This window comes from Rothia terrae (assembly GCF_014705925.2).
Classification (GTDB): Bacteria; Actinomycetota; Actinomycetes; order Actinomycetales; family Micrococcaceae; genus Rothia; species Rothia terrae.
The window spans coordinates 1625116-1649232 of record NZ_CP061539.1 but is presented as its reverse complement, the minus strand read 5'-3'; the positions used below and the strand labels follow the sequence as shown (position 1 = coordinate 1649232).

Annotated in this window: 19 protein-coding genes; 17 read left to right on the top strand and 2 right to left on the bottom strand. The window is 53.0% G+C overall.

Features of this window, described 5'->3' with window-relative positions; translation table 11 throughout:
- The first annotated feature begins 162 nt into the window (after positions 1-162).
- The gene (locus IDM49_RS07615; RefSeq protein WP_190724068.1) at positions 163-1524 is read left to right on the top strand and encodes a class II 3-deoxy-7-phosphoheptulonate synthase; all 1362 of its coding nucleotides are present in this window, start codon (positions 163-165) and stop codon (positions 1522-1524) included.
- A 105-nt stretch (positions 1525-1629) separates the two neighbouring features.
- On the opposite strand, the gene IDM49_RS07610 is transcribed toward IDM49_RS07615, so the two are convergent.
- Positions 1630-3069 carry a serine/threonine protein kinase gene (locus IDM49_RS07610; protein ID WP_190724067.1) on the bottom strand — a complete coding sequence of 480 codons (1440 nt, stop codon included), beginning with the start codon at positions 3067-3069 and terminating at the stop codon, positions 1630-1632.
- 130 nt (positions 3070-3199) lie between these two features.
- On the opposite strand from IDM49_RS07610, the gene IDM49_RS07605 reads away from it, so the two are divergent.
- Positions 3200-3565 (top strand): Rv2175c family DNA-binding protein, encoded by a 366-nt coding sequence (locus tag IDM49_RS07605; RefSeq protein ID WP_228008042.1) that lies wholly within the window; start codon positions 3200-3202, stop codon positions 3563-3565.
- 107 nt (positions 3566-3672) lie between these two features.
- Here the strand turns inward: IDM49_RS07605 and IDM49_RS07600 are convergent, their stop codons facing one another.
- Entirely contained in the window at positions 3673-4800 is a 1128-nt protein-coding gene (locus IDM49_RS07600) for a polyprenyl synthetase family protein (protein ID WP_190724066.1), read from the bottom strand.
- 146 nt (positions 4801-4946) lie between these two features.
- On the opposite strand from IDM49_RS07600, the gene dinB reads away from it, so the two are divergent.
- The 15 genes from dinB (at position 4947) to ftsZ (ending at position 24023) form a co-directional block, all read left to right on the top strand.
- The gene (gene dinB / locus IDM49_RS07595) at positions 4947-6158 is read left to right on the top strand and encodes a DNA polymerase IV (RefSeq protein ID WP_190724065.1); all 1212 of its coding nucleotides are present in this window, start codon (positions 4947-4949) and stop codon (positions 6156-6158) included.
- 143 nt (positions 6159-6301) lie between these two features.
- The gene (locus tag IDM49_RS07590) at positions 6302-6700 is read left to right on the top strand and encodes a DUF3040 domain-containing protein (RefSeq protein WP_168615549.1); all 399 of its coding nucleotides are present in this window, start codon (positions 6302-6304) and stop codon (positions 6698-6700) included.
- A 241-nt stretch (positions 6701-6941) separates the two neighbouring features.
- On the top strand, positions 6942-7370 hold the full coding sequence (gene mraZ, locus IDM49_RS07585; protein ID WP_190724064.1) for a division/cell wall cluster transcriptional repressor MraZ: 429 nt from the start codon (positions 6942-6944) through the stop codon (positions 7368-7370).
- 43 nt (positions 7371-7413) lie between these two features.
- On the top strand, positions 7414-8415 hold the full coding sequence (rsmH, locus tag IDM49_RS07580; protein ID WP_168615551.1) for a 16S rRNA (cytosine(1402)-N(4))-methyltransferase RsmH: 1002 nt from the start codon (positions 7414-7416) through the stop codon (positions 8413-8415).
- Between the two features lie 13 nt (positions 8416-8428).
- Positions 8429-9145, top strand: coding sequence for a hypothetical protein (locus tag IDM49_RS07575; RefSeq protein WP_168615552.1), 717 nt, complete (start codon positions 8429-8431; stop codon positions 9143-9145).
- Between the two features lie 40 nt (positions 9146-9185).
- Positions 9186-11030 carry a peptidoglycan D,D-transpeptidase FtsI family protein gene (locus IDM49_RS07570; protein WP_228008041.1) on the top strand — a complete coding sequence of 615 codons (1845 nt, stop codon included), beginning with the start codon at positions 9186-9188 and terminating at the stop codon, positions 11028-11030.
- A gap of 70 nt (positions 11031-11100) precedes the next feature.
- Entirely contained in the window at positions 11101-12759 is a 1659-nt protein-coding gene (locus IDM49_RS07565; protein ID WP_190724063.1) for a UDP-N-acetylmuramoyl-L-alanyl-D-glutamate--2,6-diaminopimelate ligase, read from the top strand.
- Between the two features lie 14 nt (positions 12760-12773).
- Positions 12774-14330 (top strand): UDP-N-acetylmuramoyl-tripeptide--D-alanyl-D-alanine ligase, encoded by a 1557-nt coding sequence (locus IDM49_RS07560; protein WP_190724062.1) that lies wholly within the window; start codon positions 12774-12776, stop codon positions 14328-14330.
- A 24-nt stretch (positions 14331-14354) separates the two neighbouring features.
- The gene (gene mraY / locus IDM49_RS07555; protein WP_168615555.1) at positions 14355-15470 is read left to right on the top strand and encodes a phospho-N-acetylmuramoyl-pentapeptide-transferase; all 1116 of its coding nucleotides are present in this window, start codon (positions 14355-14357) and stop codon (positions 15468-15470) included.
- Positions 15470-17011 carry a UDP-N-acetylmuramoyl-L-alanine--D-glutamate ligase gene (murD, locus tag IDM49_RS07550; protein WP_190724061.1) on the top strand — a complete coding sequence of 514 codons (1542 nt, stop codon included), beginning with the start codon at positions 15470-15472 and terminating at the stop codon, positions 17009-17011. The genes mraY and murD overlap by 1 nt, the downstream gene beginning before the upstream one ends.
- Positions 17012-17129: 118 nt before the next feature.
- On the top strand, positions 17130-18950 hold the full coding sequence (locus IDM49_RS07545; RefSeq protein WP_190724060.1) for an FtsW/RodA/SpoVE family cell cycle protein: 1821 nt from the start codon (positions 17130-17132) through the stop codon (positions 18948-18950).
- Between the two features lie 106 nt (positions 18951-19056).
- Positions 19057-20154 (top strand): undecaprenyldiphospho-muramoylpentapeptide beta-N-acetylglucosaminyltransferase, encoded by a 1098-nt coding sequence (gene murG, locus IDM49_RS07540; RefSeq protein ID WP_190724059.1) that lies wholly within the window; start codon positions 19057-19059, stop codon positions 20152-20154.
- Positions 20151-21632, top strand: coding sequence for a UDP-N-acetylmuramate--L-alanine ligase (gene murC / locus IDM49_RS07535; RefSeq protein ID WP_190724058.1), 1482 nt, complete (start codon positions 20151-20153; stop codon positions 21630-21632). Before murG ends, murC begins: the two co-directional genes overlap by 4 nt.
- Before the next feature lie 54 nt (positions 21633-21686).
- Positions 21687-22592, top strand: coding sequence for a cell division protein FtsQ/DivIB (locus tag IDM49_RS07530; protein WP_190724057.1), 906 nt, complete (start codon positions 21687-21689; stop codon positions 22590-22592).
- Between the two features lie 201 nt (positions 22593-22793).
- Positions 22794-24023: a cell division protein FtsZ gene (gene ftsZ, locus IDM49_RS07525; RefSeq protein ID WP_168615561.1), complete on the top strand. Its 1230-nt coding sequence runs from the start codon at positions 22794-22796 to the stop codon at positions 24021-24023.
- The last annotated feature ends 94 nt before the right edge of the window (positions 24024-24117 follow it).

Genomic DNA, 24117 nt, shown 5'->3' with positions numbered 1-24117 from the left:
CTCATGTGATGAACAGCGAAAGTGAAACTTGGCCCAGGCCACACTAGAATCGCTACACACAGGCGTCCCACAGCAGATGCAAACGTGCCCGAGTCAAAGACATGCACACAACGAGCCGCTTTGGCGCGGGCATACCCAAGACGTTACAAGGACACAATTTTCATGAGCATTAACCCCGCACCTGAAACCCACCATGCCCCCGCGCTCGATGAATGGCGAAACCTGCACATCGACCAGCACCCGCAGTGGGCTGACCACCCTGATTTTACGAACGTCATCAGCGAACTTGAAGCTGTACCCCCGCTGGTTTTCGCGGGCGAAGTAGACCGCCTGCGATCACAGCTAGCTGAAGTTGCAGAAGGACGCGCATTCTTCTTGCAGGGCGGAGACTGTGCTGAAACCTTCGAAGGCGCAACTGCCGATAAAATTTCAGCACGCGTTAGAACTCTGCTTCAGATGGCCGTCGTACTGACTTACGGCGCGTCCCTTCCCGTGGTGAAGATGGGCCGCATGGCGGGGCAGTTCTCCAAGCCGCGCTCATCAAACGATGAAACCCGTGGCGATATCACCCTGCCGTCCTTCCGCGGTGAAATGGTCAACGGCTTTGACTTCACCGCTGAGTCTCGCGTCCACGACCCCAACCGTATGTTGCAGGGTTACCACACCAGCGCGTCAACCCTTAACTTGATTCGCGCTTTCACCACCGGCGGTTTTGCTGATCTGCGTTCGGTACACAACTGGAATAAGGGCTTTACTTCTAATCCCGCTCACTCACGCTACGAGTCACTGGCACGAGAGATTGATCGTGCGATTAAGTTCATGGATGCGTGCGGTGCAGACTTCAACGCACTGAAGGCAACTGAGCTGTACACCGGGCACGAAGCTCTGCTGCTTGATTACGAGCGTGCCCTGACCCGCATCGACTCACGCACCGAGCAGCCCTACGGAACTTCTAGCCACTTTTTGTGGATCGGTGAGCGTACCCGCGGTCTTGAGGACGCTCACGTGAACTTCCTGTCGAAGGTTCGTAACCCGATTGGTGTGAAGCTTGGGCCTACAACCACCGCTGAAGACGCCATTAACCTCATCGACAAGCTGGATCCCAACCGCGAACCCGGACGTCTGACCTTCATTACTCGTATGGGCGCTGGCAAGATTCGCGAGAATCTGCCTGCCATCGTTGAGGGTGTTCAGCGAGAGGGCGCCAAGGTGGTGTGGGTGACTGACCCCATGCACGGCAACACCATTTCTGTACCCTCCGGCTTCAAGACCCGCCGTTTTGACGATGTAGTGGATGAGGTCAAGGGCTTCTTTGAGGTGCATGAAGCGCTGGGTTCTTTCCCCGGCGGTATTCACGTAGAGATGACGGGCGACGATGTGGCTGAGTGCTTGGGCGGTTCTGATCCCGTGGATGAGTCAGCGTTCGCTGATCGTTACGAGACCCTGTGCGACCCTCGTCTGAACCATCGCCAGTCACTTGAAATTGCTTTTATGGTGGCTGAGTACCTTTCAGCGCGCAAGTAAGACTTGACTCGACGCCATAAAAGAGGGGCGGTTTTCATTGGCAGAGATGAAAACCGCCCCTTTCGTGCGTCCTGCTTGTGCATTTTAGGCTGATGGTGATGAAAGCTAGCCCATCAGGTTCTGCCACCACGGGGTGCTCATAAGTTCAGTTGCTAACCACCAGCCTAGAAAACTTGCGAGAAAAGCGGCCGCAACGAGAGCTACGGCAATTCCCGCTATCTGTGCCGGAGCCTTTGGGGCAACATAGGGTTCTAAGGGACGATGCGGGTCGCTGGCTTTCTGCGCAACAATAGTTACGGTGGGCTGGGATGGGCGAGAAGTGACGCTTGCGCCTACCGACCTGTGGCTCGGAGAATACTCAGCTGAAATAGGTACTTGCCGGAGCTCATTTACGGTGTAGACCTGAGTTTTGTCTGCGGCGGATTCATCATTGACTCCTGGATCCCCCCACTCATCGTCGTCCTCATCGGGGGTAGAATCCGTGGGAGTATGCGCGTACGGGCGCAAATCCACGGGGGAACCCTCTGTTTCTTCCAACAGATCTTTTGCGTTTCCGAAGGCAGTGATAGATTGATGGCGAAGAGCCTGGTTAGCCCCTGATACCTCAGCAATCTCTGCAACATCTAGCCAGAAATCGTGGTGAGCCTCGGTAGCAATAGAAGCCTTGTAGGTGAGTTCGGCAGGCGCCAACGCATCCTTGATTTCACACATCACTTCAAAGAGTTCGGTGGCGTTTTCAGGGCGTGCGCTAGGGGATTTGCGGGTGCACCATTTAATAAGTCCTACGATGTCCTGCGACAGTCCCGGCGCATACCGTGTGATGCTGGGGAGCTCCGTATTGACGTTGTGATAGAGAACTTGCTGATCATCCATGCCGCCAAAGGGCAGGCGGCCGCTGAGCATACGGTAGAGCATGACGCCGAGCGCAAAGATATCGCTTTGCGGGCCAACCTCACCGCGCGCTGACACAATTTCAGGTGCCACGTACGGGGGAGTGCCCATCAGCGAACCCGTCCACGACTGATCTTGGCGACGCGTTAACCCAAAGTCCGCGAGCTTGACCGCGTGTTCTGCTGAGCTCATGAGAACATTTCCCGGTTTGATATCGCGGTGAATCAGCGATAGCGCGTGCACCTCGGAGAGCCCTTCAACGATAGGCAGCATAATGTCAAAAACTTCGGCCACCGAGAAAACAGGGCGTATTTTGAGGAGCTGGTGAAGGGTGCAACCGTGCACGTACTCGAGCACCAGGAACATCACATCGGAGCCGTTGAGGTACTCCGTGCCGGAATCAATAACACTTACAACAGCCTTGTGGCGGACCTGCCGCAAAGAACGTTCCTCACGAAAGAACTTCTGCTGAACAGAGGCATCCTGCGAAAACTGGGGGAGTAGCACCTTGACGGCTACGGGGTTGTTCGACCACAAATCAACGGCATGGTACACCTCTGACATGCCGCCGCGGGCAATCAGAGAGCCCACCTCATAGTGACCAGAGAAAATAGCGCCGGTCAGCCACGCCCTACCACTTTTTGCTGTATTCATTAGCACCAGAGTAGAACATCAACCTTAAAAAATAATGAAGATACCTGACTATCGTAGTCATCGCACCGGATATCGAGGCAAAAACAGTCACGCCTGAGCAAAAAGTAAAAATTTCTGGCACTCTTAAAGGGTGAACGAAAATATTTCTGAACTCTTTGAACTTGTTGGCGAATGGACCACTATTCCTGATATCGCCGAGGCACTCGACCTGAAGGTCACCAAGGTGCACGCGCTGATTACAGACGGTCAGCTGATTGCCCTGCGCGACCCCGAGACGAACGTGCGTAAGATTCCTGCACTGTTCATCTCAGATACTCGCGTGCTAGATCCTCTGCCCGGTACCTTGCAGGTACTGAAAGATGCTGGTTTTTCTGCCGAAGAAGCTATCAAATGGCTCTACACCGAGGACGATTCTCTGCCCGGCCGTCCCATTGATGCCCTCATCGACGGACGCAAGACCGAAATTCGCCGCCGCGCTCAGGCAATGGCCTGGTAAACAGCTGCAAGAGCGAACTTCTTTTTGAACTTCAAAGGGGTAGGACGCGAGGTCACAGCTCATGCTGTGATGTCGCGTTCTACCCCTCTTTATAGGTGCTGAAGAGACTACGACAGACGGTGCAGCGCCTTAACCGCGATCTGTCCTAGCGCGAAACGCACATCATCGGCCACCGACATTTTTTCGAGCTCAGAAGAAACCACCGCGCGCTTATCATCAATCAGTTGCTCAACTTCAGCCAAAGCACCAGAACCAGAGATGAGTTGCTGAAGTTCCTGAACCTTCTCAAGGCTCAAATTCGGTGAACCCAACGAGCTGTTGAGAAGCTGAACCTGTTGCGCGGTCGAATTCTTTTCAGTGAGCGCAATCAGTACGGTTCGTTTACCTTCGCGAAGATCGTCGCCCGCTGGCTTGCCGGTAACCTCAGGCTCGCCAAAGACGCCTAGGATGTCATCGCGCATCTGAAAGCCTTCACCCAGGGGAAGCGCGAAGTTACTGAAATCCTGCAACAAAGTAGATGGCTTTCCGGCTGTCGCACCGCTGGCTAGAGCTCCACCCAAAACAAGGGGATGCTCACAGGAATACTTGGCTGACTTGTAGCGAATCACGCGTTCAGCTCGTTGGAAAGCGGTATCGGGGTCAGCGGCGTCCTCTACCTCAGCCAGAATATCGAGGTACTGGCCCGCCATGACTTCAGCACGCATGACGTCAAAGACCTCACGGGCATAGGTACCCCACGCGCCTGCCTGACCGACGGATGAGAACGCGGTTTCTGACATAGATAGACATAAGTCGCCAGACAAAATAGCACCGGCGACACCAAAATCTGCGACCGAACCAGCCCACCGATTCTCGGTATGCATCGCTTCAAATCGTTTGTGAACAGCGGGGGCACCACGACGGGTATCGGAGTTATCGATAATGTCATCGTGAATCAGAGCTGCGGTCTGAAACAGTTCAATCGCCAAACCTGCACGTACCACCTCCGACGCTAATGTAGCACCGCCAGCGCCTCGCCAACCCCAGTAACACAGCAGCGCTCGCAGACGCTTGCCACCGGTTGACAGCGACTCAATAAAATTAAGAAGGGGAAGCGCATCGGGCGAAACCTGCTCCACAACCGTCCGCTGCGATGCAAAGAAATCATGCATCTGTGACTCAAGCGCCGCGATAAATTCTGCTTGTTCAGCCTGAATGGACGACTGGTAGCCTGCATCGTTGGTATTGGCAGTCATTAAGTTCCTCATCCGATGTGTCTGTTAGGTTTCTTTCCTTACAGCTTATGGCATAAAAGGTTCACTCTGTAGCGCGAGAAGCGCTGAACAACTATCATCGAATATATCTTCGATTATTGGCCGGTGCTCGTAAGGTGGGTGAGATTATGACTAAGGTCATCATGCATCTTGATATGGACGCCTTCTTTGTGAATGTGGAGCTACTCGATAAACCCCACCTGCGCGGGCAAAAAATCATAGTCGCCCATAACTCGCCCCGGTCAGTGGTTCTTTCAGCGTCCTACGAAGCCCGCGTTGACGGGGTAGGGTCAGCCATGCCGCTTTCCAGAGCGTTACGCATGAGTCCACACGCTATTGTCGTTGAGCCTTCCCGCATCTACCGGGATTACTCCAGACAAATCATGAAAATCCTGCACGACGTGACGGACCTTGTTGAACAAGTCAGCGTCGATGAGGCTTTTGTGGATCTCACCGGCGCAATGACCCGCCTCGGCAACCCCGTAGACATAGCGCAGAGCATCAGAGAGCGCATTCAGCAAGAACTCTCGCTCCCCGCATCCGCGGGAATAGCGTCCACCAAATTTATTGCCAAGATGGCTTCAACAGGCTCTAAACCCAACGGACTGTGGGTGATTCCTCCGCATCGCGTCCAAGAATTCCTAGACCCTATGCCGGTAGGAAAACTCTGGGGAGTAGGCTCCAAAAGCACGCAAGCGCTCCATAACCTCGGTATCCACACGGTAGCTCAACTCCGCGAATACGACCTTTCATACCTGCACTCAAAATTTGGTACAGCATCAGGAACACACCTGTATAACATCGCTCGAGGAATCGATCCGCGCCCGGTTACCCCCTACCGGGAAGAAAAATCAATTGGTGCTGAGCACACCTTCGATCATGACGCGCGCGATGCAGAAGCAGTAAAAGCAGAGCTACTAACCCTCAGCTTGAAAGTTGCCAGACGGCTTCGAAAATCCGGAAAACAAACGCGCTCGCTGAGCTTCAAAATCAGAAACCAGGATTTTGAGACCATCACCAGAAGTTGCATTTTGCCCACTGCCACTACCTCCGGTCACGAAATTTTCAAAGCTTCTATTCGAGAACTCACCAAGCTGGGCATTCTGGTGGAAGGAAACCCCGAAGTATCGCACCCTATCCGCCTGATTGGCGTTCGCGCTGAAAAGCTGGGGGCTGAAGAGCATGGTGTTCAAGGTTCGCTCTTTGAAGAGAACCTCAAAACCGATAACGTGTTCGAATCAAACTGGAACGACGCCGAAAAAACGATGGATCTTATCCACTCGAAGTTCGGTGGAACAGGGCTGGTGCCAGCCTCAATCTTGAAGAAAAAAGAACCGTAACACCTACAAATTGGTGAAGAGGTTGCGCGAGCTGTGACCGGCAAATGTATGATGAGAAACAAGACGTAAAACGAGCATGAAACCCCAATAGGTAGCGGGAAATTCATGGGAGTTGCCGCAAAAGACCAACGATGGAGAGCTAGATGCCACTTTCAGAGCATGAGCAACGGTTATTAGACCAGCTTGAGAAGCAGCTAGGTGCAGACGATCCCACTTTTGCTCATTCCATGAACTCCGGTAGTAGCGCTGTACGTTCCGCCAGTGTTTCTCCCCGTAACATCGTTATCGGTTCGCTAGTTGCTCTGGTGGGTCTTGGTGTTATCGTTACCGGCGTTGCCACCAAACTCATTCTCGTAGGAGTTCTCGGCTTCATCATTGCAGGAGCCGGAATTTTCTGGGCCACCACCCAATCGCAGAAGAAAACCGCACAACCTGCCGGCACTAACCGTCACCGCGCGTCCTCCCGACAAAAACAAGAACAATCTTCAGGGTTTATGAAAACCCTGGAAGATAAATGGGATAAACGACAAAACGGTTTCTAATCTTTAAAAACTTTCAACGGCGGATGCTTGGAAATAAGCATCCGCCGTTTTGCGATGTCTGTGCAACTTTAGATTTTCGAGTGTTTCGTGTGAAAAGCCATAAAGTCACTCACAAAATGGTAATTTTTGTGCACGGGTGGAGCGTTGTGGAGTAAAGTGGTGCAAGTTAGATGAACCGGGCGGAATTTATAGCTATTTTTCGGGTAAATAACTTGTCAAAAATGGCGCAGGAGGCGGTTATATGTTTCTAGGAACATATACACCTCGTCTTGATGTCAAAGGACGACTGATTTTGCCGGCTAAATTCCGACCTCAGCTTGCTGACGGTCTTGTGATTACACGAGGTCAGGAGCGCTGTTTATATGTATTTAGTGTTCAAGAATTTGAACGTATACATGAGCAAATGCGTGAGGCGTCCATGTCATCTAAACAGGCTCGAGACTACGTGCGTGTGTTCTTGTCCGGAGCAACCGACGAGGTACCCGACAAACAAGGACGCGTAACCATTGCGCCGATGCTGCGTGAATATGCAGGGCTAGATCAAGATTTAGCGGTGATTGGCGCTGGAACTCGAGCCGAAATTTGGAGTGCTGCTGCATGGGAGAGTTACCTGCAGGAGCAAGAAAGTCAGTTTGCTGAAACTGATCAAGACATTATTCCCGGGCTTTAGGCTCGGGTAAAGAGACGATATAAAGACAACGGTGAGGAAGCGAATGGACAAGAACACTGAGATGTTCGGGGCAACCCCAGAACCTTTAGCTTCTGAAAAGGCTGCTAAAGATAGGCACGTTCCTGTCATGCTTGATCGCTGTCTTGAATTGTTGGCTCCGGCTATTTCGCGTCCCGGTGCTGTCGTTGTGGACGGCACCTTAGGTATGGGCGGCCATTCAGAATTTATGTTGGAGCGTTTTCCTGATTTGACGATGATTGGTATTGACCGCGATTTGATGGCGCACCGTTTGGCGGGGGAGCGTCTTGCTCGCTTTGGAGATCGTTTTAAGCCTGTTCATGCGGTGTATGACGAAATCCCCGAGGCTGTTGCCGACCTAGGATTTTCAGGTATTGACGGTGTGTTGCTTGATCTCGGTGTTTCATCAATGCAGCTTGATGAGCGGGAACGCGGCTTTGCCTACTCGTACGACGCGCCGCTTGATATGCGCATGGATTCCACCGAGTCCTTGACCGCCCAAACCGTTGTCAACGAGTACGAAGAAGCTGAGCTCCGACGCATCATGCGCACGTACGGTGAAGAAAAATTTGCCGGAAAAATCGCATCGGCTATTGTCCGTCAGCGCGAGCAGAAACCCTTTGAAACCACTGGCGAGCTCGTGAAAGTTATTCAAAAAGCGGTGCCCGTTGGTGCACAGCGCAAAGGCGGGCACCCCGCCAAGCGCACCTTCCAGGCTTTGCGTATCGAAGTCAACCACGAGCTAGATGCCCTAGAGCGCGCTGTTCCCAACGCGATTGATACTTTGAATGTTGGCGGACGCATCGTTGCGATGAGTTATCACAGCTTGGAAGACAAGATTGTCAAGCGCGTGCTAACTGAACGCGCTACCTCGAGCGCTCCCAAGGGATTTCCGGTAGAGCTAGAAGAGCACAAGCCTTCACTGAAAATCATCACCCGTGGAGCCGAACCCCCCACAGAGGCGGAAATTGCTGAGAACTCCCGCGCAGCTAGCGCGAAATTGCGTGCCGCAGAAAAGATTAAGTAGCTAAAGGAAAGTTATGAGCGCAGAACCTCGCTTCAACGAGCAACAGGCGTCCACCCCAGCAGGTGCACACCTATCGGTTGTGCGCGAGAAAGCTGCTTCGCAAGCCGCTCATAAGTCTCAGCGAGCCGGCACCGCCAAGCAGGCGCGTCCTGCCCGCCGACGAGAGAGAGCACCGTTAGCAGTTCTGCCTTCCATTGGTCCGCGCGGACGCCGCCACTACGTTTTCTTCGTGGTGCTCGGTATCTTGATGGCGCTGGCGATGATCTTGGTCTTGAACATCAAAATCACTCAGCGTCAGTATGAACTGGTGGAGCTTCGTGCGCAAGAGACTGCCCTGCGTCAAGAAAATGAGCAGTTATCGCAGGAGATTGAGTTCTACCAGGCGCCCCAGAGTTTGGCCGTGCGAGCGAGCCAGCTGGGAATGGTGGCGGCTCATCAGCAGGCGACTCTCGATATCCGCGGAAATACTATTAGCGGTACTCCTGCCCCTGTTGTGAAGTCAGAAAACGATTCTGATAAGCCTGACTACAACAAGAACATGATTGACCCTCCGGCGCTTTCAGATACCGATGCGTATGCAACGGCAACGCAGCGTGCGCAGGAGCAAGCGCAAAAGGAAGAAAAAGAAAAAGCAGAGAAAGAGAAGAAGGAGAAAGAAGCTAAAGCTTCGGCAAGCGCTACAGCTACTCCCAATAGCTCAGCAAAGCCTACTCCTTCGTCCAACCAGTAATTTCTACCTCTAGCCACCTACGCAAAGGATTATCGAGCACGTGAGTTCACGAAAGCCCGCTGAAGATAAGCGTCAGACCCAGTACGCTATGGGCCGACGCGGTTTTTTGGCAAGTACTTTGGCGGTCGGCGGTACCGCTGCACTGGGCGGTCGTTTGCTGTACTTGCAGGGCCTTGATCCGACCGGTCGCGCGGCGAAGGCACTCGAACAGCGAACTCGAACTGTCGAGGTTCCTGCTTTGCGCGGTGAGATTTTGGATATCAATGGAAACGTGATGGCACGTACCGTTCAGCGGTATAACATCACCGTTGACCAGAAAGCTGTGCAGGATTTTGATCGTAACGTGCAGCAGGACGATGGCACATATAAGTCCGAGAAAATTAGTCCTGTCCAGGTGGTGTACGAACTAGCTGACATCCTTAAGATGAAGGACAACGACGTAAAGACTGCTCTCGATGGAGATAGCAGTTATCACGTGATTAAAGAGAACGTGACTCCCGATGTCTATAACCGCATTAGCGCATTGGATATTCCGTATATTTACGGCGAGGTGATTTCGGATCGTCTCTACCCTGATGGCTCTGTCGGCGGCTCTATTGTGGGTCGTTACAGCATCATTGAAGAAAAGGTAGAGGGCACCGAAAACGATGTTCAAGATACCAACTACTCGGTGGGTATCGAGAAGGTCTTTGAAGAAGAACTTGCCGGAGTTTCTGGCTCCCGAACCTACGAAATCTCTGCCGATGGTGTGCGCATCCCCGTGGGCGAGGAACACATTAAGCAAGCCGAAAACGGTAAGAGTGTACGTCTAACTATCAACCAGGATATTCAGTACTTCGCGCAGCAGGTAGTCAAAGCCCGCGCTGATGAGCTGAAAGCTGAGTGGGCGTGTGCCGTGGTGATGGATGTGCGCGATGGCTCTGTGCTTGCTCTTGCTGATTCATCGACCATGGACCCTGGCTCTGAGAAGTTTAAGCTAGAAGACATGACTCCGCGTGCTATTTCGCAGGCTGTTGAGCCTGGTTCTACCGAAAAGTTGCTGACAGCCTCGGCAGTTATTGATCAGGGATTAGCTGACCCTCTGACGGTTTTCGATGTTCCCGCGCAACTTGAGATTGATGGTCAGACGATTACGGATGCGTTTGATCACGGTGCTGAAAAGCGTACTTTGAACGGTATTATCGCCGACTCTATGAACACGGGTACCGTTCTTGCCGGAAAGCAGCTGACCCCTGAACAGCGCTATGACTGGATTAAAAAATACGGCATGGGTGAGTACACCGGTATTGAGCTTAGCGGTGAGAGCCAGGGATTGGTGAGCGACTGGCGCGAGTGGGACGTGCGTCAGCAGTACACTGTGCTGTTTGGACAGGGCGTAGCTCAGACTCCCTTGCAGACCTGTATGATTTACCAGACTCTTGGCAATAAGGGCGTGCGCTTGAAGCCGCGCATCGTCGATGCGATTATCGATACCGACGGCACCGAGCATAAGACTGAAGTCGCCGAGGGTATTCGGGTGGTGTCTGAGAAGACAGCCGAGCAGTGCCTTACTCTCATGGAAAACGTTGTTGAGCATTCTAAAACAGGCGATGCTAAGGTGAACGGTTATCGCGTGGGCGGCAAGACCGGTACAGCGGAGGCGCCGAGCGAGACCAAAGCCGGTTTCGATGGTTACACCACATCGTTTATTGGGTTGGCGCCCATTGAGGATCCCCAATACCTCGTGGGTATCACTTTGCAGCGTCCGCAGGGCTCTGTATACACCGTGGGCGCAACAGCGCAGTTTTCGCAGCTCATGGAGAAAGTTCTGCAAACCTACAATGTTCCGCATTCCACCACGGAACCTAACGTGTTGCCTAAGTTTGAAGACAAAGATAAAGAATAATAAGCAATAGAATAAAATTACTGTTGCTTACGAGCACTTGAAATAAACGTGCAGATGACAAGGAGAAACCGTGGACACCGCAGAATTTGAGGGTTCAGCGCAGACGCTGCGTCCTTCAAACGTTGCCGGCTATGAGGTTGAAAGCGTAAAGAACCTCATCGAGGAGCTCGGTTATCAGGCTCGGATCGAAAGTGCAGGTAGCTCTTCGATCACAGGTCTTAGCATGGACTCGCGAGAAGTCCAGTCAGGCGATATCTATGTGGCCTTACCTGGCGCTCGTGCTCACGGTGCTGAGTTCGCTCAAGCTACAGTGAAATCTGGCGCCTCCGCTATCTTGACGGACGCGCGCGGTGCTGAACTCATTGGCGAGTTGCCAGAGAGCATCGGTCTGCTTGTCTGCGAGGACTTGCGCGCCGTGGTCGGCCCTATTTCTGCTCGAATTTATAACTCGCAGCCCGAAAACGCAGATGATTTCTCGCTGTTTGCTGTCACCGGCACCAACGGTAAGACAACGACCACCTACATGATTAATTCCATCATGCAGTCGTTGGAACACACTACCGGTTTGATTGGCACCATTGAGATTGTTGCAGGCGGTGTAGCTATTCCTTCTAAGCTCACCACCCCCGAATCACCGCACGTACATTCTTTGCTGTCGCTGATGCGTGAGCGCGGAATCACCTCTGCAGCTATGGAAGTATCTTCACACGCCTTGGACTACCGTCGTGTGGATGGCGTCCGCTACAGCGTAGCCGGATTTACTAACTTGACTCAGGATCACCTTGACCTTCACGGCACTATGGACAGCTATTTCGCATCCAAGGCTGCTTTGTTTACTCCCGAGCGTGCCGCACGAGCTGTTATCTTGACGGACGATGCGTGGGGTACCTCCATGGCTGATTCTGCTGATCAGGCAATGGGGCAGAGCAACGTGGTTCGTCTGTACAGCAACATGGGCAAGAGCTATGATGTAGCACCGCAACTCGCTGAAAACGATTGGGCTCTTACGGACGTAAAACGCTCAGGTATCGGTCATGATTTCACCGTTGTCCGTGGCGACGGCGTAACTCTACGCACCTCCACACAGCTCCCCGCAGATTTCAACGTTTCGAACGCTGCCTTAGCCGCTGTCATGGTGGCAGAAAGTGGTGTAGACCTTGAGGCTCTCTCGGCTGTGCTGAAGCGACCTGAGACTTTGACCCCGCTCGTGCCCGGTCGTATGCAGCTCATTGCTCACACGCCAACCGCGCTCGTTGACTTCGCACATAACCCCGATGCTCTCAAACGAGCCTTAGAAGCTGTTGAACCGGCAGAAGCGGACGGACGCGTGATCGTAGTCTTTGGCGCAACGGGCGAACGCGACCAAACCAAGCGTCCTATCATGGGCGATATCGCAGCGCAGTATGCAGACATCGTTATTGTTACTGACGATGATCCTCACAATGAGGCTCCCGCTCCCATCCGCGAAGCAGTAGAAGCCGGCGCTCGCGCAGCTCAGGAACAGGGCGCTCGCGCTCAAGAAGTTCACAACATTGAGCCGCGCTCACGAGCTATCGAATTCGCGGCAAGCATCGCCGGTGAACACGACTCAATCGTCGTTGCCGGACGCGGCCACGAAACCGCTCAGGACGTTGCCGGTGAAGACCTTGAACTCGACGACCGCGTAGAAGTTGCACGCGCACTCACCCAGCAGGGCTACGATGTTTTGCCCGACTACCGCTTGGACTAAGGAAGCAATAACCCATGATTGAACTTTCAGCAGCCGAGGTTACTCAAGCAGTAGCCGGAACGCTTATGGGAGCAGACGACGAAAGCGCTCAAAGTATCCGTGTCAGCTCAGCAACCACAGATTCACGCGAGGTTGTAGCCGGTACTTTGTTCTTGGCTAAGCCAGGTGAGACCACTGACGGGCATAATTTTGTTCCCTCAGCTTTTGAAACCGGTGCAACACTAGCCCTAGTCGAACGTCAGATCACTGACGCCAACGGAGCGCTGTACCCCAGCGTCCTTGTGGACGACGTTGTTCTTGCTATGGGGCGCCTGGCTGCTTTCATTATTGAGAAGCTTCGTGGAGCGGGCGAAATCACTGTTATCGGAATCACCGGGTCCGCAGGTAAAACCACCACTAAAGACCTCCTTGCCGGCATCTTCGCAACCGCAGGAAAAACTGTAGCTCCCGTGGGCTCGTTCAACGGTGAAGTCGGTGTGCCCCTAACGGTCTTCCGTGCAGAATACGACACTCGCTATCTCGTAATCGAGATGGGTGCGGACGGTCTGGGACACATCGAGTACCTCGCTAATATTGTCAAACCTGACGTCGGTGCGATTCTCAAAGTCGGTACAGCTCACGCTGGCGAATTTGGGGGAGTCGACAACATCGAAAAAACCAAGGGTGAACTTGCCGAAGGCGTCAGCCAGGCGCTCGCACTCAACGATGACGACTACCGCGTGCGTCGTATGATTTCTCGTTCCTCAGTACCCACCATTTACTTTGGTGTGGGAGAATCCAACCACGACGGTGGCGTTCAGCCTCGAGTCTCTGCCACCAACCTGGTCACCGGCGCTACCGGATGCCCGGAATTCACCTTGCATTTTCCCGATGGGCAAAGCTTTGCAATCGCTTCACGCCTGATCGGTGAACACCACGTGTACAACCTGCTGGCAGCTGCTACCTTGGCGTACCAGGTAGGAATCGAAACCTCTGTTATCGCAGAAAAACTCAACGAGCTCGGTGCCACATCCCGCTGGCGCATGGAACGTACCGAACGTGAAGACGGCGTCACCGTTATTAACGATGCCTACAATGCCAACCCGGAATCAATGGCAGCAGCACTTCGCGCGCTGACTCAGCTCGGTCGCCAGGAGCCCCCGCGTCGTACATGGGCAGTGCTTGGCGCCATGCTAGAACTGGGTGATGCTTCTGCTGAGGAACATGACAAGCTCGGTCGCCTAGCGGTGCGCATGAATATTTCTAAGTTGATTGCTATCGGCGCAGAAGCTAAGCCTATCTACAATGCTGCTCATCTTGAGGGGTCCTGGGGAAATGAAGCAACCTGGGTAGAAACCAACGACCAGGCCCTGGAAATCCTACGTTCTGAGCTTGCACCAGGCGACGTTGTACTTTTCAAGTCTTCCAACGCGGCCAAAGTCAAAGATCTCGGCGATCAGGTAGCGCAGGACGCACCGGAAAACCACGCTACTGAGACGCGCACCGCATCGTGGTTAAGTGCTGGAGACTTCGTGAACCCTGTAAACTCAGACTTTGGCGCGAAAACGACGCCGGACGATACGCAGGAATAACAAGGGAAGGCACAAAGAACTCCTATGATTCCAATCCTGTTAGCAGCCGCTTTTGGTCTGCTTATCTCGATTTTTGGTACACCGATGTTCACCAAGTACTTGGTGCGACAGCATTACGGCCAGTTCATTCGTGAAGACGGCCCTACCTCGCACCAAGTTAAGCGCGGTACCCCCACTATGGGCGGTGTCGTCATTATGGCTGGTGCAACCGGTGGTTTCTTGCTGTCTATGTTGCTTTCAGCTTTGCTGTTTGGTACCCAGGCGCTGCCTTCTGTTTCTGTCTGTCTTCTTCTCTTCTTGATGCTCGGCATGGCCGGCGTTGGTTTCATCGATGACTACAAGAAAATCGCTAAGAAGCAGTCTGAAGGTTTGACTCCTAAAGGCAAGATTTTCTTGCAGGGTCTCATCGGCGTTATTTTTGGTGTCTTGGCACTGTGGTTCCCCAACCAGTATGGTTGGACTCCGGCCTCCACTCACGTATCTTTTACTCGAGATACCGCTTTTGACTTGGCCTTCTTCGGGTCGATTATCGGCGTTATTCTCTTTGTCTTGTGGGCTAACCTTATTGCTACCGCAACCACCAACGCGGTTAACCTGACCGACGGTCTTGATGGTTTGGCATCAGGCGTCGCCATCATGGTATTCAGCGGTTACATGCTGATGACCATGTGGCAGAACAAGCACCTGTGCCTGCCAGGCGCAACAGATGGGGTCTGCTACGAAGTACGTGACTCACTGCAACTTTCTATGATGGCGGCAGCACTGGTTGGCTCACTCATCGGTTTCCTCTGGTGGAACACCTCACCTGCATCCATCTTTATGGGCGACACCGGTTCGCTGGGTCTGGGCGGTGCACTTGCTGCTTTCGCAATTCTGACTCGTACTGAACTGCTGCTCATCATTATTGCCGGTCTATTCGTCATGATTTCAGCATCCGTTATTTTGCAGGTTGGCTACTTCAAAATTTCAGGCGGTAAGCGCATCTTCCGTATGGCACCTTTGCAGCACCACTTTGAGCTGCTGGGCTGGCCCGAGGTTAAGGTTGTTGTCCGCTTCTGGATTATTGCCGGTCTCTTTGTACTCGCCGCGCTTGGCCTGTTCTACGGTGATTGGCTCATCAGCGAGGGAGGAATGCTCTAATGCGAGCAACCAACGAAAACCCTATTTTGCCCAATGCTCGTTTAGATCAGCTCACTAGCTGGGATTCTGACTGGGCGGGACTGAAAGTCGTTGTGGCTGGTCTGGGCGTCTCAGGCTTCTCAGCAGCAGACACCCTTATTGAACTTGGTGCCCGCGTTGTTGTTGTGGACGGCAACGCCAGCGATGTCAATCAAGAAAAAGAACAGACTCTTCGCATTATCGGTGCGGCAGACGTCCTTCTGGGCGAAGGCGTCATGGACAATCTTCCCACCGTTGACGGTGACAAAGCTGACCTCGTCATCACTTCACCCGGATTGCGTCCGACCCTCGGTATTCTTGCCGACGCGGTTAAGCAAGGGGTACAAATTTGGGGCGATGTAGAGCTTGCCTGGCGGTTGCGCGAACGCGAAGGACGCAAGACGGCGCAGTGGCTGTGCATTACCGGCACAAACGGTAAGACCACCACTGTGGGTATGCTCGAATCGATTTTGCAGACCGCTGGGTTCAAAGCGATTGCTGTAGGCAATGTGGGTACTCCCATTCTTGATGCGCTACGCGATCCGGTGGAATACGACTTCTTCGCTGTTGAACTTTCAAGCTTCCAGTTGCACTGGACCCACAGCATGTCTCCACTAGCTTCGGTTGTTTTGAACGTCGCTGAAGATCACGTCGACTGGCATGAGGGTTACGCTAACTACTTGGCTGATAAGGCTCGTATCTACGAGAACACTCAGGTTGCCTGCATTTTCAACGCTAACCAGAACGAAATCGTAAAGATGGTTGAAGAAGCTGACGTGATTGAAGGCGCGCGTGCTATCGGTTTCTGGGCAAATACTCCTAGCATCTCAATGCTTGGCGTCATTGACGGCCTGCTAATTGACCGTGCCTTCTTGGACGATCGCCACACGAAGGCTCTGGAAATTGGTGCGGTTCAAGATACCGGTCAGCTTCCAACCCGCCACACCATTGAAAACGCTTTGGCTGCTTCTGCTTTAGCACGCGCAGCCGAGATTGAACCTGAAAAGATCCGCGAAGGTTTGCGTGCCTACGAGCCCGGTGCTCACCGCATCCAGTTAGTAGCAAACACTCACGGAGTGCTGTGGGTAAACGACTCTAAGGCTACGAACCCGCACGCAGCAAACGCATCGCTGGCGTCTTTTAAGCCTGTTATCTGGATTGCCGGCGGCCTCTCTAAAGGCGTGGAATACGATGAACTGGTCACCGAACACAAAGACCGACTCAAAGCGGTCATTGTGATTGGCACCGATCACCAAAAGCTACTGGACGCTCTAGAGCACCACGCGCCGGAGGTCCCGGTTCATAACATCACAGAGCGAGCTAAAGACCAGGGTCTTGACCCGACCGATGGGCATTGGGCAATGAGCCAAGCAGTGGCTGTAGCGCATGAACTGTCAGCTCAAGATGACACCGTGTTGATGGCTCCGGCTGCTGCATCCATGGACCAGTTCGACACCTATGCGCACCGTGGCAATACATTTATTGATGCGGTTGCCAAATTAGTAGATGACATCAACGGTTAAAACCCGCTTTAAGAACAGCCGAAAGTCCTAGGATTTTCGGCTGTTCTTTACACTTTTAGCTTGTACAATCACAGCGTAAAACCACTGAGATATCTTTTGATATTGAGGAGAGAAGTTCATGAGCGCACCTGCCGCTAGCCGGTCAGATTCTTCGCGTATGCCGTTGCCTAGGCGCAAAGTGTCTTCGCTACGTCGTACCTATGATCGGGCATATAACCGTTTTTCGATGATGAGCATCAAAGATGTGCCGCTACTGCTGTGGTTGCTTGCTTTGTTGCTGACCGGTTTCGGTTGCATGATGGTTCTTTCAGCGTCGTTTGTTGAAAGTATCGCTCAGGGACTTGAGCCCTACGCTCAGGCGTTTAGCCAGCTGCGTTCGGCTGCATTGGGCGTGATTATCATGCTTGTTGCGTCGCTGACTCCGGTGACCTGGTATCGCAATAAGGTTGTGCCTCATCTCTTGCTCGCCTTGGCCCTTGTCATGCAGTTAGCTGTGATTGTTGCGGGTGTAACCATCAACGGTAACCGTAACTGGATTCGGCTAGGTGGACAGAGCCTTCAGCCCTCAGAAATTAGCAAACTTCTCTTAATCCTGTGGCTGGCCTATGTTTTGAACCTGCGCGGAGATCTATCGAAATCTAAGCTTGGCGATAGTATTTTCAAAATCGTTGTGCCATCCGCTGTGGGCTTTGGTGCGCTGGTTTTCATGATTCTGCTGGGCCACGACTTAGGTACCGTAATCGTGTATTCGATTATTTATGTGGGTATGCTGTGGATGCTCGGTGTGCCGAAGAAACTTATGCTCGGTGCAATCGCGGCGGTCGGTTTCGTGGGCCTGATTTTTGTACTCACCAGCCCTAACCGTCTTGATCGTATTTTCGCGGTATTTGGTAACTGCACCGGCTTTGTCTGCGATCAGTCCAATGCCGGTATGGCTGCTCTAGCGACCGGTGGTATTTGGGGAGTAGGTCTTGGCCAGTCGCGCCAGAAGTACAGTTACCTACCTGAGGCGCATAACGACTACATCTTCGCAATTATTGGTGAAGAACTGGGACTGGTCGGAACCATTATGACGCTGGTGCTGTATGTGGGTCTGATTTATTGTGCGGTGCGCATTTTGTTGCGCTCCTCAGACCGTTACATCCGTTTGGCAACCTCGGGCATTCTGCTGTGGCTCTCAGCTCAGATGCTCATCAACGTTGCAATGGTGACAGGCATGGGCCCCGTGATCGGTGTGCCGCTACCGTTCGTTTCTTACGGTGGTACCTCTCTCATGGCTTCAATGGCAGCTGCTGGCTGCCTGGTGGCTTTTGCCCGACAAACCCCTTTGACCTCTCTGGCGGGGGAGCCGCGTCTTGATGATCCCGCGCGTCTTGCCAATCCCTTAGAACGTAAGGACGCTGAACGACGCGCTAAGCTGTTGCCTGTTATCCGCGAAGAAGAAAAAGCTCGCGCCCACGAGGCTCCCATTGACTGGAGTCCTGTGCTGGCTCGCCTGGGTTTGCAGACCGCTACTTCTTCACCTCAACGTAGGCGTCCTGCACCGGCCCAGTCCGGTCAAGGACGCGGTGCGCATCCTCCTTCGCCTGTTCGTACAGAACGTAAGCGTCAGCAGCAAACGCAACGTAATGCCTCGGCAAAAGCCCGCCGTACTGACTCATCAAAGGTGAGTGCTTCTCCTGCCGCAAAGCGTCCTGTATCTGCAGACTCAGCTTCATCTAGGGGCACTACGTCCTCGCGCGGTGCGGAAGTTGCGGTAACTCGTCGACCAAAGAATGCTTCTACTGAGCGGCGCGCAACTCCGTCGCAGACGGGCAAGAAAGTGTCTTCGCCTGCGAAAACACAACCGCAACAACCCGTAAAGAAGTCTTCACCGCAAGCAGCCCCGCTGCCTCCGGGGCTAAAGCCAATTCGCAAAGCACGTAAGACCGACCGCTAATTCTTGAGTCTAGAGCAGCGTGGTTTGAGGAAAGGATACGTTTAGAGAATCATCGCTTCACCGCGTAGACTTAGGATTAATACGCAAAATTTTATTGGAGTTTGAGATGAGCAAAGCACCTTCAGTAGTACTTGCTGGCGGTGGAACCGCTGGGCATATTAGCCCGATGCTGTCTATTGCAGATGCCATCAAGGCTGAAGCGCCAGAGACGAAGATTCTGACAGTGGGAACAGCCGGAAGCATGGAAGAACGTCTAGTGCCTGAGGCAGGCTACGATATTGAGTTCATTCCTAAGGTTCCTTTTCCGCGTCGTCCTAATGCGGCTGCTCTAAAATTTCCTCTTCAGTTCAATAAGGCTTTGAAACAAGCGGCCGATATTTTGCGTCGTGCAGAGGCAGACGTAGTGGTCGGCGTGGGCGGTTACGTCTGCACACCGATGTATCTGGCTGCGCATAAGCTGAACATTCCTGTAGTAATTCACGAGGGCAATGCGAAACCTGGCCTAGCTAATAAGGTCGGCGCAAAGAAAGCTCACCTTGTAGCTACCGCGTTTGAAAACACCCCTATTGCGGGTGCCCGCTATGTTGGTATGCCCATGCGCGGTGAGGTAGCGTCCGTTGATCGCAATGCTCGTCGCAATGACGCCCGTAAAGCTCTGGGACTCGATGCTGATCTTCCCACCATTATTGTTACCGGTGGTTCTTTGGGTGCCTTGAGCATGAACACCACCGTTAAAGCCATTGCCGGTTTGCTCGAGGAGTGGGGCATTCAGTTGCTTCACATCACCGGACACGACAAGGTCGTACTCGATGATTCAGGCAAACCGCTTGAAGCCACTAACTATCGACAGGTTGAGTTCATCAACGGTATGCAGGACGTCTACGCCGCTGCAGATTTACTGGTAGTACGAGCAGGAGCTGCAACCGTCAGCGAAATCGCAGCTGTGGGCGTACCCGCAGTCTTTGTTCCGCTTCCCATTGGCAATGGTGAGCAGGCACTGAACGCCCGTGGATTGGTGGACGCTGGTGCAGCCCTGCTGGTGAAAGACTCCGAGTTCACCCCTGAATGGTTCTCGGCGAATATTCCCACACTTGTTAAAGACAGCGAAACGCTAGCCGACATGGCAACTAAGTCATACAGCCACGGTATTCGAAACGCGGCGCAGGTTATGGCACACGAAGTATTGAAGGTGGCAGGTAAATGACTAAATCAATGATGAATCTTAATCTTGAGATGCCCGACGTTCTGAATCCTCCGTTTGCGGCGCGTCCCCGTCTTTCAGATCTAGGACGCGTGCACTTTGTGGGTATCGGTGGCGCCGGTATGTCTGCCGTGGCTCGTTTGATGTTGCAGGCTGGGGTTGAAGTTTCAGGCTCTGATCAGCGTGAAAGCGCCGGGCTTAACGCGCTTCGAGCTCAGGGAGCTAAGGTTACTGTGCCTCAGGCTGCGCAGAACGTTGAGGGCGTCCAGACCGTTGTGGTTTCGACCGCTATCAAGGCGGACAATCCCGAGATGGTTGCTGCTCGTGAGCTGGGTCTTCGTATCATTCACCGCTCAGAAGCCTTGGCTGCTGCAATGGGAGATTCTCAGGTTATTGCTGTTGCAGGTACGCACGGTAAGACCACCACGTCGTCCATGATTGCAGTGATGTTTGACGGGCTTGCGCAGGATCCCTCCTTTGCTGTGGGCTCAGAAATTGCAGGTTACGGTACCAATGCTCACTTGGGTAGTACCTCTGAAACCTCATGGTTTGTTGCTGAGGCTGACGAGTCTGATGGCTCTTTTGTTCGTTATCTGCCCCAGATTGCAGTGGTTACTAACGTTGAGCCTGACCACCTTGATTTCTATGGCACCGCTGAAAAAGTGTATGAATCCTTCAACCGCTTTGTGGCGTCCATGAATGATGACGGTGTGCTCGTGACGTGTGCTGACGATGCAGGGGCGATGGATTTGGCGCGCCGTAGCCGCGAGGCAGGTGTTCAGGTAGTCACCTACGGCGAATCTGCAGAGGCAGATGTGCAGCTATTGGGTTCCACCAGCGAAGGAACCGTGTGTTCTTCAAACATCCGATGGGACTTTGAACTGGGTGGAAAGAGCTACCAAGGTGCAACAACTCTGACTCTTAACATCCCCGGCATCCATAATCAGCTCAATGCAACTGCAGGCTTCGTGTGTGGTTTGCTCGCGGGCTCTGACCCCGTTGAAATTGTTCAGGCGCTGAGGAAGTTTACCGGTACCGACCGTCGTTTCACCTTGCGCGGTGTAGCTAACGGTGTGAGCGTATTTGATGACTACGCGCATCATCCCACCGAAGTTCAGCGCGCTCTTGAAACCGGACGAACCGTAGCTGCCGGACACAACCTGTATGTCATGTTCCAGCCGCACCTGTTCTCACGTACGCAGGAATTTTCACGCGAGTTCGCTCAGGCTCTGTCTTTAGCTGACCGTTCCTACGTGCTAGATATCTATCCGGCCCGTGAGCTCCCAATCGAGGGCGTCACCAGCCACCTTATTACCGATGCCGGTTATTCAGAGGTAAAGTACGCTCATAGTGGCCATGAGGCTGTTGAACTGATTGCTCAGCAGGCTCAGCCCGGCGATATTGTCATGACGGTTGGTGCTGGTGATATCACCTCGTACGGGAATGCTCTCATCGAAGCGCTGGCTACCCAGGAAAACTAGCCTTTCCATCTCAACTTCTTGATCAAGACACAACCAGTAAAGGATGTCTCTCACGTGGCTGAACAACAGAATCCTGAGGTGAGTGCTAACTCGCCGAAGGTGCGACGCCTTGATACTGCTGATGAGCTGGTGAGCGTCGAGGACCAAAAAGTTGGTCGGCTGACTCAGTGGCGGGCTGCAACGAAAGAACGCAATACGCAACAGGGACAGAAAAAGGCAGTTCATACCCCCGAGATTGATAGACGGTTATCGCAATTGCGTCAGCAACGTAAGCGCAAGAAAGCTAAGCGGTGGGCGGTTGCGCTTGGAGCTTTTCTTGTAGCTACCGTGCTATTCGTAGGAATTGTCTTTTACTCGCCTTTACTTGCTGTTCGCACCATCACCGTGCAGGGGGCACATCTGCTATCAGAGGACTATGTGCAGCAGCAGCTCTCTGATCTAGACGGTGTGCCGCTGACGCGTGTGAGCGAACAAGATGTTCAGAACAGGTTGGGGGAGAACTCCATTCTTAGAGGTGTCACTATTGAGTCGCATCCGCCCCATGAGTTGGTAGTTCGCTTGCAAGAGCGCGTTCCGGTTGCTGTAGTCGAACAGGATAAAAAGTTCTATCTGGTTGATTCTGACGGTGTACAACTTGGTACCGTAGACTCTGTTGAGGATGCCGGCGTGCCGCTAATCGGAGGAGGCTTAGACGCTACTCATAAAGATTCCTTTGGGCCTATCACGCAGGTTCTTGCGTCCTTGCCGAGTTCGTTGATTTCGGAGGTCTCTGAGACTAAAGCGGATTCTTCATCGACTATCACGTTGAAAATGAAAGACGGTAGTACGGTGATGTGGGGGACCTCCTCTGAAAGTGAACTTAAAGCTAAGGTTCTAATTTCATTGCGTGAAGCACTGTCGGAGAATGGCGGGGTAGATACTTATGATGTTTCCAGCCCGCTTCACCCCACCACTAAATAGTCTAAAGTTAAACTTTAAGTTTTAGGCAATTTGCTGTTTTTGGGTAAAAAGTGCCTGATTGTAAGAAACATATGCGACATGCGCATATTGTATTGATACTCTTTTATGTGAGTATGTAGGTAAATAGTCGTTCAGGTTCCTTCAATCTAAAGATGAAGGTTTAAGTCTGAGCGATTGAAATCAAGATTTATTGAGGGACAAATGGACGCAGCAACTCCCCAGAATTACCTGGCTGTTATCAAGGTAGTTGGTATCGGTGGCGGCGGCGTAAACGCTGTTAACCGCATGATTGAGGTTGGTCTTCGCGGTGTTGAATTCATTGCTATCAACACTGACGCTCAGGCGCTGCTGATGTCAGATGCTGACGTCAAGCTTGATGTAGGACGCGAACTTACTCGCGGTCTCGGTGCGGGTGCTAATCCCGAGGTTGGCCGACAGGCAGCAGAAGATCACGAACAGGAGATTGAAGAAGTACTCAAGGGTGCTGACATGGTCTTCGTAACCGCTGGTGAGGGTGGTGGCACCGGTACCGGTGGCGCTCCCGTAGTTGCGCGCATCGCTCGTTCACTCGGTGCTTTGACCATTGGTGTTGTGACCCGCCCCTTCACCTTCGAAGGCCGCCGTCGTTCAAACCAGGCAGAAACCGGTATCGCAGCTCTTCGCGACGAAGTTGATACCCTCATCGTTATTCCTAACGATCGTCTGCTTTCAATCTCAGACCGAAACGTTTCAATGCTGGATGCGTTCAAGTCAGCTGATCAGGTTCTGCTCTCCGGTGTTCAGGGCATCACCGACTTGATTACCACTCCGGGTCTGATCAACCTTGACTTCGCTGACGTTAAGTCAGTGATGCAGGGTGCTGGCTCAGCATTGATGGGTATTGGTTCAGCTTCAGGTGAAGACCGCGCAGTCAAGGCAGCTGAGCTTGCAATCGCATCACCTTTGCTCGAGGCATCCATCGATGGTGCGCACGGCGTTCTGCTGTCCATCCAGGGTGGCTCAGACTTGGGTCTGTTCGAAATCAACGAGGCGGCTCGCCTGGTTCAGGAAGTTGCACACCCCGATGCGAACATCATCTTCGGTGCTGTTATCGATGACGCTCTTGGTGATGAAGCGCGCGTGACCGTGATTGCAGCTGGTTTCGATTCGGTAAACCCCGAAACCAACTCAAACAACAACAACGCGGCAGCTTCACAGGCTCAGCGCACTCAGCAGACCTTCGGCGGTAACTCTGCACAGCAGCAGCCCGGTGTTGGCTCAGCGCCTCAGCGCGGTGGTTTCTCATCAGCTCCCGCGTCCAACAACTGGTCACAGTCCAACAACGACGTTCCCGCTTCCGCAGGCTTCGATGTAGATTTACCTCCGGTTGTTGATGATTCTTCATCAAATTCTCGCAAGGATTCACTGGACGTTCCTGACTTCCTGAAGTAATTCTTGCCTATGGGCTATTGAGTAAGAGGTCGAGGCTTTGAGTCTCGACCTCTTGCTGTACCACTTCACGTTATGCGCTGTTCTAAGGAGTCTC